Annotated in this window: 12 protein-coding genes and 1 tRNA gene; 6 read left to right on the top strand and 7 right to left on the bottom strand. The window is 74.9% G+C overall.

Going from position 1 to position 15,454, the window contains the following annotated elements; all coding sequences use genetic code 11:
- The first annotated feature begins 55 nt into the window (after positions 1 to 55).
- Positions 56 to 1,216, top strand: a complete 1,161-nt coding sequence (locus J2S66_RS16150) for a hypothetical protein (RefSeq protein ID WP_310307904.1) — start codon at positions 56 to 58, stop codon at positions 1,214 to 1,216.
- 78 nt (positions 1,217 to 1,294) lie between these two features.
- Here the strand turns inward: J2S66_RS16150 and J2S66_RS16145 are convergent, their stop codons facing one another.
- Positions 1,295 to 1,561 (bottom strand): GlsB/YeaQ/YmgE family stress response membrane protein, encoded by a 267-nt coding sequence (locus tag J2S66_RS16145; RefSeq protein WP_310307903.1) that lies wholly within the window; start codon positions 1,559 to 1,561, stop codon positions 1,295 to 1,297.
- A 325-nt stretch (positions 1,562 to 1,886) separates the two neighbouring features.
- On the bottom strand, positions 1,887 to 2,876 hold the full coding sequence (gene selD, locus J2S66_RS16140) for a selenide, water dikinase SelD (protein WP_310307902.1): 990 nt from the start codon (positions 2,874 to 2,876) through the stop codon (positions 1,887 to 1,889).
- A gap of 73 nt (positions 2,877 to 2,949) precedes the next feature.
- Here selD and J2S66_RS16135 point away from each other — a divergent pair.
- The 3 genes from J2S66_RS16135 (at position 2,950) to selB (ending at position 6,084) form a co-directional block, all read left to right on the top strand.
- Positions 2,950 to 3,044: transfer RNA gene (locus tag J2S66_RS16135), tRNA-Sec, on the top strand.
- A gap of 33 nt (positions 3,045 to 3,077) precedes the next feature.
- A complete protein-coding gene (selA, locus tag J2S66_RS16130) occupies positions 3,078 to 4,367 on the top strand; it encodes an L-seryl-tRNA(Sec) selenium transferase (protein ID WP_310314820.1) in 1,290 nt (429 codons plus the stop codon).
- 4 nt (positions 4,368 to 4,371) lie between these two features.
- Complete coding sequence (gene selB, locus J2S66_RS16125) at positions 4,372 to 6,084, top strand: selenocysteine-specific translation elongation factor (protein ID WP_310307901.1); 1,713 nt, start codon at positions 4,372 to 4,374, stop codon at positions 6,082 to 6,084.
- Here the strand turns inward: selB and nrfD are convergent.
- The 4 genes from nrfD to J2S66_RS16105 form a co-directional block, all read right to left on the bottom strand.
- Complete coding sequence (gene nrfD, locus J2S66_RS16120; protein ID WP_310307899.1) at positions 6,034 to 7,035, bottom strand: NrfD/PsrC family molybdoenzyme membrane anchor subunit; 1,002 nt, start codon at positions 7,033 to 7,035, stop codon at positions 6,034 to 6,036. The genes selB and nrfD overlap by 51 nt on opposite strands.
- Complete coding sequence (locus J2S66_RS16115) at positions 7,035 to 7,937, bottom strand: 4Fe-4S dicluster domain-containing protein (protein WP_306744895.1); 903 nt, start codon at positions 7,935 to 7,937, stop codon at positions 7,035 to 7,037. The genes nrfD and J2S66_RS16115 overlap by 1 nt, the downstream gene beginning before the upstream one ends.
- A complete protein-coding gene (gene fdh / locus J2S66_RS16110; protein WP_310307897.1) occupies positions 7,934 to 11,221 on the bottom strand; it encodes a formate dehydrogenase in 3,288 nt (1,095 codons plus the stop codon). Before fdh ends, J2S66_RS16115 begins: the two co-directional genes overlap by 4 nt.
- Before the next feature lie 71 nt (positions 11,222 to 11,292).
- Positions 11,293 to 12,597 (bottom strand): erythromycin esterase family protein, encoded by a 1,305-nt coding sequence (locus J2S66_RS16105; RefSeq protein ID WP_310307896.1) that lies wholly within the window; start codon positions 12,595 to 12,597, stop codon positions 11,293 to 11,295.
- Positions 12,598 to 12,915: 318 nt separating this feature from the next.
- Between J2S66_RS16105 and J2S66_RS16100 the strand changes: the two genes are divergently transcribed.
- On the top strand, positions 12,916 to 13,563 hold the full coding sequence (locus J2S66_RS16100; protein WP_310307895.1) for an SDR family NAD(P)-dependent oxidoreductase: 648 nt from the start codon (positions 12,916 to 12,918) through the stop codon (positions 13,561 to 13,563).
- 113 nt (positions 13,564 to 13,676) lie between these two features.
- Complete coding sequence (locus tag J2S66_RS16095; RefSeq protein ID WP_310307894.1) at positions 13,677 to 14,873, top strand: PP2C family protein-serine/threonine phosphatase; 1,197 nt, start codon at positions 13,677 to 13,679, stop codon at positions 14,871 to 14,873.
- Positions 14,874 to 14,916: 43 nt separating this feature from the next.
- Here the strand turns inward: J2S66_RS16095 and J2S66_RS16090 are convergent, their stop codons facing one another.
- Positions 14,917 to 15,411, bottom strand: a complete 495-nt coding sequence (locus tag J2S66_RS16090) for a hypothetical protein (protein WP_310307893.1) — start codon at positions 15,409 to 15,411, stop codon at positions 14,917 to 14,919.
- Between the last annotated feature and the right edge of the window lie 43 nt (positions 15,412 to 15,454).

Here is a 15,454-nt window from a genome sequence, read left to right as displayed (position 1 = left end):
CGGGTGCCGCCATGATGGCCGCTCGTCGGTCTTCAACCACATTGGGGGTAGTTCGGTGAGGAAGTACCGATCACTGGTCGTCGGTCTGGTGGCCGCACTCGCGGTCGCGGTGGTCCCGGCCGCGCCCGCGCAGGCGGCGACGACGTTGCCGGCGGCCGACTTCAGGCTCAAGGCCACCGCCTACTCCGGGTTGATCGACGACCTGGACGCCGCGCTGCCGAACGTGAGCGTGCCGACCGTCGTGCGCGACGGGAACCGGGTCGCCACCACCTGCTCGCCGGCCGCCGCCAACCGGGTCGCCGCGTTCTGCTGGAACAACGGCGACGACGATGTCGCGTACTGGGTGCCGCAGGGCATCACCACCACCGCCGACGCCTACGGCGAGGCGACCTACGAGGGCGCCACCGCCGTCCTGGTGAGCTGGTACGACAACGGCACCGACGGGGTCGAGCGGGGCGTCCGGGTCTCGTTCGTCGACTACTCCGCGCCGTCCGCGCCCACCTACCGCCACGTCCTGCTGGTCGAGCCGTACGCGAACAGCGCCGGGCAGGCGTCGTTCCGGGCGGTGAACCTGCACGCCGGCGGCATGTTCTGGTACGGCCACCACCTCTACGTCGCCGCGACCGGCACCGGGTTCCGCGTCTTCGACCTGCGGCACCTGTGGCAGACCAGCACCACGAACGGCTCCGCGATCGGCCGGCAGGCCGACGGAAGCCACCAGGCGTACGGCTACAAGTACGTGCTGCCCCAGGCGTTCGCCTACAACCAGTCGACCACCGGCGGCCAGGCCGCCATCCGCTTCTCCTTCGCCTCGCTGGACCGCACCAGCACCCCGGACAGCGTCGTGGTCGGCGAGTACGCCAACCCCGGCGCGGGCAGCCGCCTGTTCCGCTTCCCGATCGACTACACCGACCGGATGCTCGCCGAGTCCGCCGACGGCTACGCCCGCGCCACCGAGGCGTACGACGTGTCGGTGCAGAGCATGCAGGGCGCCACGGCGATCAACGGCAAGTACTACCTGTCCACCAGCGACGGCAGCGGCAACGCCGGGGACCTGGCCACCTTCACGCCCGGCGGCGCGGTGACCATGCGCCACGACGTGCTGCCCGTCGGTCCCGAGGACTTCTCCTACTGGCCCGTCAAGGGGCAGCTCTGGTCGTTGACCGAGTACGCGGGCAACCGCTCCGTCTTCGCGGTCCGCGCCTCCGCCTACTGACCCGCGTCCCCGCGACGCGCGACGGCCCCGTCACCACCCGGTGACGGGGCCGTTCAGCCTTGTGGGGTACGGGAGCGCTTACCGCACGCTGGTGCGCTTGCGACCGCCGGCGATGGCCTCCGCGACGCCGATGAGCAGCACCGAGGCGATCACCGCGATGATGAAGCCCAGCACGTTCAGCTCGAAGATGTCGCCGGTGCCGAGCAGGTTGGCGATCGTGCCGCCGATGACGGAGCCGACCAGCCCCAGCAGCAGCGTCGCCACGATGCCGAGGTTCTGCTTGCCGGGCTTGATCAGGCGGGCGAGCGCACCGATGATCAAGCCGGCGACGATGAACCCGATCACGTCACCCTCCTGAGTCTCGTACTGCTGTCTGTCAGAGGGCTACCCGGTCGGGTGGAAACCCAACCCGTTCGGTCGCGTACATCACATCAGCGCAGGTCACGTGAGGTGGGAGAACGCGCGGCGATCACCGGCGGGCCGGGCTCCCGGCTCCGGGGAAGGCGTCGTGCACCACGCCACGTCCGGTGTGATGAGCGGGAAGCGCTGGAACCCCGGGACGGGGCTCTGCCACCGGCGTCCACGAGGAGTGGACCCGTCCAGGTCGGCCGACGTCGCGGACGGCGGGCAACCCCGCGGGTCGCGGGCGCACGACGACCCGCGGGGCGCGTCAGCGGACGACGAGCACGTGCTCCCCGCGCGGCACGAGTTCACCCACCACCGGGGCGCCGGGGACCACGCCGGCCACCAGCAGCCCGCCCGAGGTCTGCGCGTCCGCCAGCAGCAGCGCCTCGTCCTCGGACACCGCGCCCAGGTCGGCGTGCGGGCGCACCCAGTCCAGGTTGCGCCGCGTGCCGCCGCTGACGTGGCCGTCCCGCAGCGCTTCCCGCGCGCCCTCCAGGTACGGCACCGCCGCCGCGTCCACGACCGCCGTCACGCCGCTCGCCCGCGCCAGCTTGTAGAGGTGGCCCAGCAGCCCGAAACCGGTGACGTCGGTCGCGCACACCGCCCCCGCGTCCAGGGCGGCCCGGGAGGCGTCGCGGTTGAGCGCGGTCATCGCCGCGACCGCCTGCGGGAACACCTCGCCGGTCGCCTTGTGCCTGCTGTTGAGCACGCCGATGCCCAGCGGCTTGGTCAGCGACAGCGGGACGCCCGGGCGGCCGGCGTCGTTGCGCAGCAGGCGGTCCGGGTCGCCGACGCCGGTCACGGCGAGCCCGTACTTGGGCTCGGCGTCGTCCACGCTGTGCCCGCCGGCCAGGTGCGCGCCCGCCTCCGCGCACACCTCCAGGCCGCCGCGCAGCACCTCGGCCGCCAGCTCGAACGGCAGCACCCCGCGCGGCCACGACAGCAGGTTCACCGCCACCACGGGCCGCCCGCCCATGGCGTAGACGTCGGACAGGGCGTTGGCCGCCGCGATGCGGCCCCAGTCGAACGGGTCGTCGACCACGGGCGTGAAGAAGTCGGTGGTGGCGATCAGCGCGACGCCGTCGCGGATGCGCACCACCGCCGCGTCGTCACCGTGGTCGAGGCCCACCAGCAGCTCACCGACCGGGTCGCGGGGCGCGGCGCCGGTCAGGCCGCCCACCACCTCCTCCAGTTCGCCGGGAGGGATCTTGCAGGCGCAACCGCCGCCGCGGGCGTACTGGGTCAACCGGATCACCCGGCCAGCCTGCCCGTCGGCGGGGCGCCGCGCACCACCGGCACGGGGCCGGCAGGATTGGGCGATGGCACGAGGAGGCGTACCCGGCCTGGTGGCCGGCGCGGTCTTCAACACCGTTGAGCGGCAGGACCTGTCGCTGGCGGGTTCGATTCCCGTCCGCCTCCGCCACGGCGGTGACCCCCGGTGAGCGATGTCCGGCGGGTGACCGATCCCCGGCGCGCGATCCCGCGCACCGACCTGGTCCTGGCCGATCCGAGGCTGGCCCCCGCCGTGGCGGCGCTGGGCCGGTCCCTGGTCAAGACCGCCGTGGCGGAGGCACAGCAGCGGGTCCGCGAGGGGCTGGTCGCGCCGACCGGGGTGGTCGACGACGTGCTCGCCGCGCTGCCCCCGGGTGCCTCGTCCCTGCGGCCGGTGCTCAACGCCACGGGCGTCGTCGTGCACACCAACCTCGGCCGCGCGCCGCTGTCGCGCGCCGCCGTCGCCGCCGTGACCGACGCCGCCGGCTGCACGGACGTCGAGTTCGACCTGGCCACCGGGGCGCGGGCGAAGCGCGGGCGCGGCGCGCTGGCCGCCCTGGCCGCAGCGGTGCCGGACGCGGGCGACGTGCACGTGGTCAACAACAACGCCGCCGCGCTGCTGCTGTGCGCGCTGGCCCTGGCGCCCGGCCGCGAGATCGTGGTCAGCCGGGGCGAGCTGGTGGAGATCGGCGACGGCTTCCGCATCCCCGACCTGATGGCCTCCACCGGGGCGCGGCTGCGCGAGGTCGGCACCACCAACCGCACCCACCTGCGCGACTACGCCGACGCGATCGGCCCGGACACCGGGTTCGTGCTGCGCGTGCACCCGTCGAACTTCCGGATCACCGGCTTCACCAGCGCGCCGGACCCGGCCGAGCTGGCCGGCCTCGGCGTGCCGCTGGTCGTCGACATCGGCTCGGGCCTGCTCGCACCGCACCCCCTGCTGCCGGACGAACCGGACGCGGCGAGCGCGCTGAGGGCCGGCGCGGCCCTGGTCACGGCATCCGGCGACAAGCTGCTCGGCGGTCCGCAGGCCGGGCTGCTGCTCGGCGACGCCGACCTCGTGAACCGGCTGCGCCGCCACCCGGCGGCCCGCGCCCTGCGCGTGGACAAGCTGACCCTGGCCGCGCTGGAGGCCACCCTGCTCGGCCCGCCCGCGCCCGTGGCGGTGGCGCTGGACGCCGACGCGGACGCCCTGCGCGCCCGTGCGGGCGAGCTGGCCGCGACCCTGGCCCGTGCGGGGGTCGACGCGCGGGCGACGACGAGCGCGGCGGCCGTCGGCGGGGGCGGCGCGCCCGGCGTGGAGCTGCCGAGCGCGGCGGTCAGCCTGCCGGAGCGCTACGCGCAGCGGCTGCGCGCCGGCCGGCCGCCGGTCGTGGCCCGCGTCGAGCGCGGCCGGTGCCTGCTCGACCTGCGCGCCGTGGACCCGGCCGACGACGACGTGCTGCGGGAAGCCGTGCTGGGGTGCGGGTGATCGGATGCGGGTGATCGCCACCGCCGGGCACGTCGACCACGGCAAGTCCACGCTCATCCGGCTGCTGACCGGCATGGAGCCCGACCGGTGGGCCGAGGAGCGCCGTCGGGGCCTGACCATCGACCTCGGCTTCGCCTGGACCACCCTGCCGGGCGGGCCGGTCGCGTTCGTCGACGTGCCCGGTCACGAGCGGTTCACCACCAACATGCTCGCGGGCGTCGGACCGGTGCCCGCCGCGATGCTCGTGGTGGCCGCCGACGAGGGCTGGATGCCGCAGTCCGCCGAGCACCTCGCCGCCCTCGACGGCCTGGGCGTGCGGCACGGCCTGCTCGTCGTCACCCGCGCCGACCTGGCCGACCCCGGCCCCGCCCTCGCGGAGGCCCGCGGGCACCTGGCCGGCACGTCGCTGCACGGGGTGCGGTCGGTGGCGGTCAGCGGGCGCACCGGCGACGGCCTCGACGGACTGCGCGCCGCGCTGGACGAGGTGGCCCGCGCGCTGCCCGAACCCGACCCGGCGGCCGACGTGCGGCTGTGGGTGGACCGGTCGTTCACCGTGCGCGGCGCCGGCACCGTCGTCACCGGCACCCTCGGCGCGGGCACCGTCTCGGTCGGGGACGAACTGGAGCTGGGCGGGCGGCGCGTGCCGGTGCGCGGCCTCCAGTCGCTGGGCGAGCCGGTCGAGCGGGTGGGCGGCGTCGCCCGCGTCGCGGTGAACCTGCGCGGCGTGGAGCGCGACCAGGTGGGCCGCGGCGCCGCGCTGCTCACGCCCGGCGCGTGGCCGGCGGTGCGCGAGCTGGACGTGCGGCTGAGCGCGCCGGAGGTGCCCGCCCGGCTGGTGCTGCACGTGGGCTCGGCCGCCGTGCCCGCCCACGTGCGCCCCCTGGGCGCGGGCACCGCGCGGCTGGTCCTGGCCCGCCCGCTGCCGCTGCGCGCCGGTGACCGCGGCCTGCTGCGCGACCCCGGCCTGCACCGGATCTCGGCCGGTGTCCTGGTGCTCGACGTGCGCCCGCCCGCGCTGGACCGACGGGGCGCGGCACGGCTGCGCGGCCTGGACCTGACCGGCGACGTGGCCGCCTCCCACCTGCGCCACCGCGGCCTGGTGACCGCGCGGGAGCTGCGCTCGCTCGGGTTCGACGACGCGGGCGTGCCGGTGGGGGAATGGCGGGCCGACCCCGACCACTGGGCCGGGTTGGTGCGGCGCGCGCCCGAGGTGGTCGCCGCGTGGCGCGCGGAGCAGCCGCTGGCCGCCGGCGTGCCCGCCGACGTCCTGGCCCGCCGGCTCGACGTGCCCGCCGAACTCGTCGCGGCCGTGGTCGACCAGGCCGGGCTGCGCCTGGTGGACGGCCGGGTGCCCACCGCCGCCGCGCTGCCCGCGCCGGTGGAGCGGGCGGTGGCCGCGGTGGAGGCCGACCTGGCGCGCTCGCCGTTCGCCGCACCGGACGCGAACCGGCTCGCCGGGCTCGGGCTCGGTCCCCGGGAGCTGGCGGCGGCGGTGCGGGTGGGCAGGCTGGTGCGCGTCGCCGACGGCGTGGTGCTCGCCCCCGACGCGCCCCGGCGGGCCGCCGCCGTCCTCGCGGACCTGCCCGCGCCGTTCACCGCCGGTCAGGCCAAGGCCGCCCTGGGCACGACCCGCCGGGTGGCGTTGCCGCTGCTGGAGCTGCTCGACTCACTCGGCCTGACGCGCCGCCTCCCGGACGACACCCGCGTCGTCCGGTGATCCCCGCCCGGCCCGTTCCCGCCGCTCGGCCCGTTCCCGTTGCGGCACCACGACGTACTTCGGGTCCTTCGTGGACGCCACACCGGCTTCGAACACCCCGAACCGCTGCAACGCGCTGCCCGCCAGCAGCGCCAGCCCGGACAGCACCGCCACCACCCGGCCGCGCCGCGCGCCCAGCGCCGCACCGAGCACGCCGCCCGCCGTCAGCACCTCCGACCAGCGCCGCAACCGGTGCGCGCCGCCCGTGGTGTACGCCTCGCGCACCAGGCCCAACCGCCGCTCCATGACCCGCGACGCGGCCAGCTCCCCGAGGCCGCCGAGCACGGCGAACGCCCGCGCCGGACCGGCCTCGCCCACCGGCGCGAACACCATGCCCAGCCCGCCGGAGGCCGCCGCGGCGGACCCGGTGAAGACGAACGGCAGGTGCGGGTGCGCCTCGTGCCACGCGGGCACGGCCGTCTGCGACAGCAGCACCGCCGTGTAGGAGGCGATGGCGGGCGCGAACACCGCCGAGGACGCCGCCGCGGGGCGCGCCGACCGCTTCAGCAGCCGGGACCACCACCAGCGGCCGGGGAGCACCTCCGCCGCGGCCGCCGCGGCCACGCCCGGGCCGTAGGCGACCAGCGCCCACGTGCCCACGCTCATCGGCGACGTCGGCTTGGCCACCCGCAGCATGTGCAGGAACCGCTCCGGCCTGCCCAGGTCCGCCACCAGGAACACCGTGCCCGCGCCCAGCGACACCAGCGCGCCCAGCCGCCCGGCCCGCCGCAGCGCAGGCCGCCCGGTCAGGTCCGCGCCCAGCGCCAGCAGCGTCGACCCGGCCGACACCCCGCCCGCGAACAGGTACGCGGGCACCGGCCACTCCCACGCGGGCGTCTGGAGCACCTGGCGGCCGTGGTACGAGCGGAACTCGGCCTCCGGCACCACCTCGTCGTCACGGCGGCGGCCCATCACCGGCCCCCGGCGAACGCGACGACCGCGGCGGCGGCGAACGCGACCGCCGCCAGCCCCGCCCGCTTCCACATCGCGGGCAGGTCGCGCGTCGGCACCACCGGGTCCGGCGGCAGGCCGTACACCTCGGGTTCGTCGAGCAGCAGGAAGAACGCCCCGTTGCCGCCCACCCCGTCGTCCGGGTCCGCGCCGTAGAGCCGGGCGCCCTCCTCGCCGCGCCCGCGCAGGGTCTCCACGCGCGCGGCGGCGCGTTCGCGCAGCTCGTCCAGCTCGCCGAACTGGATGGAGTCGGTGGGGCACGCCTTGGCGCACGCCGGCTGCTCGCCCACCTTGAGCCGGTCGTAGCACAGGGTGCACTTCTGCGCCCGGCCGTCGCCCTCGCGGCGCTGGATCACGCCGTACGGGCAGCCGGACACGCAGTAGCCGCACCCGTTGCAGATGTCCTGCTGCACCACGACCGTGCCGAACTCGGTGCGGAACAGCGCCCCGGTCGGGCACACGTCCAGGCAGCCGGCGTGCGTGCAGTGCTTGCACACGTCCGACGCCATCAGCCAGCGGAAGTCCGTGCGGGACTCCGGGCCGGTCGAGGTCCCCGGCCGGTCGAACGACGGCATCCCCAGGTCCTCCGCCCCCGGCTTCGGCGGCGCGGGCCGCTGCTGCTCGACGAACGCCACGTGCCGCCACGCGTCCGCGCCCAGGTGCCCGGTGTTGTCGAACGACATGCCCAGCAGGTCGAAGCCCGACGCCGGGACCCCGTTCCACTCCTTGCAGGCCACCTCGCACGCCTTGCAGCCGATGCACACCGACGTGTCGGTGAAGAACCCGACGCGCGGCGGGTGGTCGACGTGCCCCGCTTCGCCCGCCACGTCGTGCAGCGGCCCGTAGAGGCTGTTGTCGGTCACGGCTCCTCCTCGGTGCGCCCCTCGGTGTGCCCGGGTCCCCCGGTGAGCACGTGGGTGCCGGTCTCGGCGGTGATCCCGGCGCGCCGCCGGTAGGCCGCCAGGTACTCCAGCAGCGCCGGCCCGCGCGGGCGGCGACCCGGCCGCACGTCGCAGGTGGCGACCTTCGTCTCCTGGATGAACACGTTCGGGTCGACCACCACCCCGAACAGGTCGTTGGCCGAGTCGCCGGTGACCAGGCCGGTGGCACCCCAGTGGTAGGGCAGCCACACCTGGTGCACCCGCCGGTCGTGCACCCGCAGCGGCGGCATCCGGTCGGTGACCACCACGCGCGCCTCCACCGCGGCCCGGCTGGTGACCACGTGCGCCCAGCCCAGGTGCTCCAGCCCGCGCTCCCGGGCCAGTTGCGGCGAGACCTCCACGAACAGCTCGGGTTGCAGCTCGGCCAGGTGCGGCACGGTCCGGCTCATGCCGCCCGCCGTGTGGTGCTCGGTGAGCCGCGCGGTGGTCAGCACGAACGGGAACACCTCGCCGTGGAGCTCCGGCGGCGACGGGTTCGACGGGTTGTCCGCCCGGCCGTACACCTTGCGGGTCGGGTTGGCCTGCTGCCGGTAGACCGGGTTGGGCACCGGCGACTCGTGCGGCTCGTAGTGGCTGGGCAGCGGCCCGTCGGCCAGCCCGCTCGGCGCGAACAGCCAGCCCTTGCCGTCCGCCTGCATGATGAACGGGTCGTCGCCGTGCAGCGCCTCCGGGCCCACCGCGCCCCGCGGCGGCCGGTAGTCCGGCGGCTTGGTGCGCTCGAAGTCCGGCACGTCGTACCCGGTCCACTCGCCGCGCCCGGCGTCCCACCAGACCAGCGCCTTGCGCTCGCTCCACGGCCGGCCGGCCGGGTCGGCGGAGGCCCGGTTGTAGAGCACGCGGCGGTTCATCGGCCACGCCCAACCCCACTCGGTGGCGTAGAGGTTCTGCTCACGACCGGGTTTGCGGCGGGCGGCCTGGTTGACGCCGTCGGCGTACACGCCGCTGTAAATCCAGCAGCCTGCGGCGGTGCTGCCGTCCGCCTTCAGCTCGGTGTAGCCGTTCACCGGGCGCCCGGTGGTCAGGTCCAGGCCGTTGATCCGCCGCAGCACGTCGTCCGCCTGCGGTTCGCCCCCCACCACGGCGTAGTCCCACCACAGGTCGAGCAGCGGCCGGTCGCGCTCGTCGGTCGAGCCCGCCAGCCGTTCCTTCAGCAGGCGGCCCAAGTGGTAGAAGAACCACAGCTCGGAGCGCTGGTCGCCCTCCGGCTCCACGGCCTTCTCGCGCCACTGGAGCATCCGCTGGGTCTGGGTGAAGGTGCCCTCCTTCTCCACGTGCGACGCGGCGGGGAAGAAGAACACCTCCGTGCGGCACTCGGCGGGCACGATCTCGCCGGTCTCAACCTCGGGGGAGTCCTTCCAGAAGCTCGCCGACTCGATCATGGTCAGGTCGCGCACGACCAGCCAGTCCAGGTTCGCCATGCCGAGCCGCTGGAGCTTGCCGTGCGCCGAGCCCACCGCGGGGTTCTGGCCCAGCAGGAAGTAGCCGGACACCTTGCCGTCGACCATGTCCATGACCGTGCGGTACGTGCCGTGGTCGCCGGTGATGCGCGGCAGGTGGTCGAAGCAGTAGTCGTTGTCCGCCGTGGCCTTGTCGCCCCAGTACTCCTTGAGCAGTGACACGGCGTACGCGTCGGCGTTGCGCCAGAAGCCCTTCTGGTGGTCGGCGCGCACGCTCTCCACGTAGGCGGCCAGGTCGGTGTGCTCGGGCGTGGGCATCGGCAGGTAGCCGGGCAGCAGGTTGAACAGCGTCGGGATGTCCGTGGAGCCCTGGATGCTGGCGTGGCCGCGCAGCGCGAACACCCCGCCGCCGGGCCGGCCGATGTTGCCCAGCAGCAGCTGGATGATCGCGCCCGCGCGGATGCACTGCGCGCCCGTGCTGTGCTGGGTCCAGCCGACGCTGTAGACCAGCGCGCCGGTGCGCTCGCGGCCGGAGTTCGCCGTCCACGCGTCGCACACGGTCCGGAACAGCTCCTCGGACACGCCGCACACGCGCGAGACCATCTCCGGTGTGTAGCGGGCGTAGTGCCGCTTGAGCACCTGGTAGACGCACCGGGGGTGCTCCAGCGTCGGGTCGGCGGCGATCCGGCCGCTGCCGCCCTCGACCTTCGGCCCGCCCGAGCCGTGCTGGTACGACGCGGACTGCTCCTTCTCGTCCGCCCCCGCGTGCTGCTCGGACGACTCCTCCTCGTCCACGGTCTCGTACTGCCACGACCGCGGGTCGTACGAGGCGGTCTCCGGGTCGTAGCCGCTGAACAGCCCGTCGAGGTCCTCGGTGTCCCGGAAGTCCTCGCCCACCAGGAACGAGGCGTTCGTGTAGGGCACCAGGTACTCGCGGAAGTCCAGCCCGTTGGACAGGACGTGGTTGATCACCCCGCCGAGGAACGCGATGTCGGTGCCCGCCCGCAACGGCACGTGGGCGTCCGCGTGCGCGCTCGTCCGGGTGAACCGCGGGTCGACGTGCAGGACCTTCGCCCCGCGCTCCTTGGCCTCCATGACCCACTGGAAGCCCACCGGGTGGGCCTCGGCCATGTTGGAGCCCATGATGACGATGACGTCGGAGTTGACCAGGTCCTGCTGGTAGTCCGTCGCGCCGCCGCGACCGAAGGAGGCTCCCAGACCGGGAACCGTGGCGGAGTGTCAAATACGGGCCTGGTTCTCGATCTGGAGCGCGCCGAGCGCGGTGAACAACTTCTTGATGAGGTAGTTCTCCTCGTTGTCCAGCGTCGCGCCGCCCAGGCTGGCGAAGCCGAGGGTGCGGCGCACGCGGGCGCCGTGCTCGTCGACGTCCTGCCACCCCTTGGCGCGCGCGTCGAGGACCCGTTCGACCACCATCCCCATGGCGGTGTCGAGGTCCAGCTCCTCCCAGTCGGTCGCGTACGGCCGCCGGTGGAGCACCTTCCGCGCCCGCTGCGGCCCGGTGACCAGCTGCGTGCTGGCCGATCCCTTCGGGCACAACCGCCCGCGCGAGACGGGGCTGTCCGGGTCGCCCTCGATCTGGATCACCCGGTCGTCGGCCACGTGGACCCGCTGGCCGCAGCCCACGGCGCAGTACGGGCAGACGGACCTGGCCACGCGGTCGGCGTCGGCGGTGCGCGCGGTCAGCCCGGCGGACAGCGGCGACTGCGCCGCCTTGCCCCGGCCGAGCGGGTCGCCCCCGGTGAGCTGCCGGAACACCGGCCACCCCTCCAGCCACTGCCGTGGTCCCACGCCCACCTCCGTCCGAGCCGATCCCCATCGTCACACCGCCCGCGGTGATCCGCACCCCCGGCGTTCACCGGTCACGCGCCGGTCGGGTAGGTCTCCGGTTCGAGCGCGTCGACGTGGCGGACGCGCAGGGGGTGCAGGGCGCGGGTCTCGTCGAACCAGAGGAAGGCGTCGTAGCGGTCGCCGAGGACGGTGGGGACGTAGTTGCCCCGGTGGTCCCGCTCGGGGTGGTAGACCACGCCGATGGCGCGGTGGCCGAGTTCGTCGGTGAGCAGGTCGGGCCGGTCGTCGCGGGGGAGGACGAACAGCGCCCGTCCGGGTGCGGCGGCGTGCAGCACGTCCTCCAGCGAGCCGGGACGGGCCGGCGGCACCGGCAGTTCGCGCACCGGCGCGCCCCACGAGTCGCCGGCGACCACGGTGCCGCGGTGGGAGCCGAACCCGACCAGCACCACCTGGTCCTCGCCGTGGCGCTCGCGGGCGAGCCGGCCGATGTTGACCTCGCCGTGCGCGGCCATGGCGGTGGCCCGGGCGTCGCCGACGTGGGTGTTGTGCGCCCACACCACGGCTTTCGACCCGGGACCGCGGTGGTCCAGGAGCCGCGCCAGGGTGTCGTCCATGTGCCGGTCGCGGATGTTCCAGGACTCGCGCCCGCCGCCGAGCACGGCCCGGTAGTAGCGCTCGGCCCCGGCGACGACCTCGGCGTTCTGCCACACCCGGAACGCCCCGCCGCCGTCACCGCCGCCGCCGTCACCGCCGGCGGCCCGCTCCCGCAGTCGCACCAGCAGGTCGACCACCTCGTCCTCGCAGCCGGTCGGGATGAGACGGGTGGCCATGGCGTAGTCCCGGGCGCTCTCGCCGTAGGGCTCGAAGCAGCGGTAGGCGGCCAGCGCGGTGGGCACCTCGGCGGGGTCGTGCTCGCGCAGGTGGACCAGGACCTCGCGCAGCGACTCCCACAGCGAGTACACGTCCAGGCCGTGGAAGCCCACCCGTTCGCGCGGGTCGAGCCCGCTGTTGTGGGCGCGCAGCCACCGGGTGAAGTCGACGACCTCCTCGTTGGCCCACATCCACGTGGGCCAGCGCTCGAACGCGGCCAGCGCGTCACGCGGGTCGTCGGGCGCGTCGGGGGCGCACCGCACCGCGCGGTCCACCCGGTCGCAGTCGGGCCAGTCGCCCTCCACCGCGACGAACGAGAAGCCCTTCTCGACGATCAGGCGGCGGGTCAGCGCCGCCCGCCACCGGTAGAACTCGTGCGTGCCGTGGCTGGCCTCGCCCAGCATCACCACCCGTGCCCCGCCCACGCGGTCGAGCAGCACGTCGAAGTCGCCCGCGCCGGTCAGCGGCGCCGCCAGCGCCGCGACCTCGTCCCCGTACCGCGTCATCACACCCTCCTCGTCGAAGGCAAGGACACCGTGGCCTACCCGGGGCGGCGCGGCGGAAACCCCGCCGGGGAGGACGCCTGCACGTTCCGGCCCCGCGTTCACCGAGGGGGAGGCGTGCGCGGTGGACCGGAGGTGACGGGACGGTAGAAGTCCGGTCGGGAGGGTGTCCACGGCCGTTCCACCGGGTCGAATTCCACTCTGAATCGATGAGGAGGCCGTGGTGGACGACGCCTACGAGGGCAGGGCGGCACTGGTCACCGGTGCCGCGAACGGATCGGCGAGGCCGTCGCACGCCGGTTGGCGCGCGGTGGCGCCTGCGTGGTGGTGGCCGATGTGGGCGCGGTGGCCGGTGCGGCCGTCGTGGACGGGATCGGCGGTCTGTTCGTCCGGTGCGACGTGTGCGACCCCGACGACAGCAGGGTCGAGGCCGCCGTGGCGGACTTCGGCGGGCTGGACATCGCCTGCCTGAACGCCGGCGTCGTCACCGGCGGCGGCGACTTCGACGTGGAGCGCTACCGGCAGGTCGTGACCACCAACCTGGACGGCGTCGTCTACGGCGTGCGGGCGGTCCTGCCCGCGCTGCGGGCGCGCGGCGGTGGCAGCGTCGTGGCGATGGCCGGCACGGCGGGCCTGGTCCCCATGCCCTTCGACCCGGTCCACGGCGCCACCAAGGCGGCCGTGGTGAACTGCGTGCGGTCGCCGGCCCGGCTGCACGCCCACGAGGGCATCCGGATCAACGCCCTGTGCCCCGGCTTCGCCGAGACCCCGGTCATCGACGGTTTCCGCGGCGTGATCCAGGACCTGGCGCTGCCGATCCTGGACGTGTCCGAGGTGGTCGCCGCCTTCGAGTCCGTCGTGGCCTCGACCGGCACCGGCGAGTGCTGGTACGTCCAGTCCGGGTGGTCCAGCGAGCCGCTGCTCTTCGCCGCCCCGCCGGACCCCCGGGCACCGGTCGTCGCGAGCTGACCCGTCCCGGGCGTGCGGTCCGCTGGTCGCGGTGGCCTCGATGTGCCCGGTGACCCGGGTCGTGTGGTTGGGTGGGACCCGACTGGTCGGAGGTTGCCGTGGGCGGTGGCGTGGTGCGACCGGGTGATGTGCTGGCGGCGGCCGAGAGCGCGTCGCCCGTGGAGTCGGTCGAGGTCGTCGCGCGTGACCTGGCGAAGCGGTTCGACGCCTTCGACGTGTCGTTCCTGCTGGTCGACCTGGGCGACGAGGAGCTGGTGCGGCTGACCTCGACCACGCGGAGCCCCGACGGGTGTGGCGCGGGGAGCGTCGTCCTGCGGGACAGCGTCTACGAGGAGGTGCTGCGCACCCAGCGGCCGCGGCAGGAGCGGGACGGCGACGGGGTGCGGGTGGTGCTGCCGGTGACCAACCGCGGCGACTGCGTCGGCGTGCTGGAGGTGACCGTGCCCTCCCTGGACGGGGAGATGCTGGCGCAGCTGGGGGAGGCCGCGCACGCGCTGGCCTACGTCATCGTCACCGACCGCCGCTTCACCGACCTGTACCACTCCGGCCGGCGCACGACCACGATGAGCCTGGCCGCCGAGATCCAGCACCAGCTGCTGCCCTCCGCCTCGTGCTGCGAAGCGGGCCAGTTCACCGTCGCAGGCGCCCTGGTGCCCGCCGACGACATCGCCGGCGACACCTACGACTACTCCCTGGACCGCGACGTCCTGCATCTGTCGATGACCGACGCCGTCGGCCACGACGTGGCCTCGGCGTTGACCGCGACCCTGCTGGTCGGTGCGCTGCGCGGGGCCCGCCGGGCCGGCCACGGCCTGGCGGAGCAGGCGGAGCGGGCCAACCAGGCGCTGCTGGACCACGGCGGGGGATCGCTGGCGACCGGGCTGCTGCTCCGCGCGGACCTGAGCGGGCGGGGCGTCGAGCTGGTCAACGCCGGCCACCCGCCGCCGCTGCTGCTGCGCGACGGCGTGGTGGAGGAGGTCGAGCTCAAGGTCGACCTGCTCTTCGGCGTCACCCCGTACCGGTACCGGGTGCAACGGCTCGACCTGCGTCCCGGCGACCGGCTGGTGCTGCTCACCGACGGCATGTTCGAACGCGACGCCGCCGGCGTCGACCTGCCCGCGCTGATCCGCGCCACCGAGGGGCTGCACTCCCGGGAGGTGGTGCGCGAGGTGACCCGGGCCGTGCGGCACGTCTGCCGCGGCCACCTCCAGGACGACGCCACCGTGCTCTGCCTGGACTGGCACGGAACCGGCCGCACCGAACGCCGGGCCGACAACGGCGCCGACACGGGCACCGCCTCACCCGCCTAGCGCCGACGACCGGCGCGGCGACGGCCGGGGTCGCCGGCCGGGGTCAGGTGGTGGCCGGGGTCAGGTGGTGCAGGAGGGCGGTGGTGACGGCTTCCGCGGTCACCCAGCCGTCGGCGGCCGGGGGGAGGGCGACCTCGGCCAGCGGGGTGTGGCCGGTCAGGTCGATGTCGTCCACGGCCGGGTAGGCGCGCAGGCTCGTGCCGGCCGGGCGGAGGGGGACCACGGCGTCCGCGCCGCCCACCTGGACGCGCACGCCCATGACCTGTTCGTCGCCCTCTGCGGCCGGGTCCACCCGGACGTGGTCCACCTCGGCGGGCACGCCCCGGGCCGCGAGGAGGGCCACCACCGCCCTGGCCAGCGTGTCGCTGACGGCGATGAGCCTGGCTCGGCGGTTGATCTCGGCGAACCGCTCACCCGGCGTGATGGTGATCGTGCGGCCGTCCTTGTCCTGGCCGGTCGTCTGGAGCACGCCCAGCTGCGTGAACAGCTCGTGCGCCTCGCGGTCCAGGCGTTGCGCGTCAACGGCGGACCTGGCCATGGTCGGAACTCCCGGTCACGAAGGAAAGCGAGGTTTGCTCGCG

This window comes from Saccharothrix longispora (genome assembly GCF_031455225.1).
Classification (GTDB): domain Bacteria; phylum Actinomycetota; class Actinomycetes; order Mycobacteriales; family Pseudonocardiaceae; genus Actinosynnema; species Actinosynnema longispora.
This window is presented reverse-complemented; position numbering and strand designations above follow the sequence as displayed.

Coding starts and splice junctions, on each gene's coding strand:
- selB (WP_310307901.1), top strand. CDS start 4,372: ATGCGGGTGATCGCCACCGCCGGGCACGTCGACCACGGCAAGTCCACG.
- nrfD (WP_310307899.1), bottom strand. CDS start 7,035: ATGGGCCGCCGCCGTGACGACGAGGTGGTGCCGGAGGCCGAGTTCCGC.
- J2S66_RS16105 (WP_310307896.1), bottom strand. CDS start 12,597: ATGACGCGGTACGGGGACGAGGTCGCGGCGCTGGCGGCGCCGCTGACC.
- J2S66_RS16090 (WP_310307893.1), bottom strand. CDS start 15,411: ATGGCCAGGTCCGCCGTTGACGCGCAACGCCTGGACCGCGAGGCGCAC.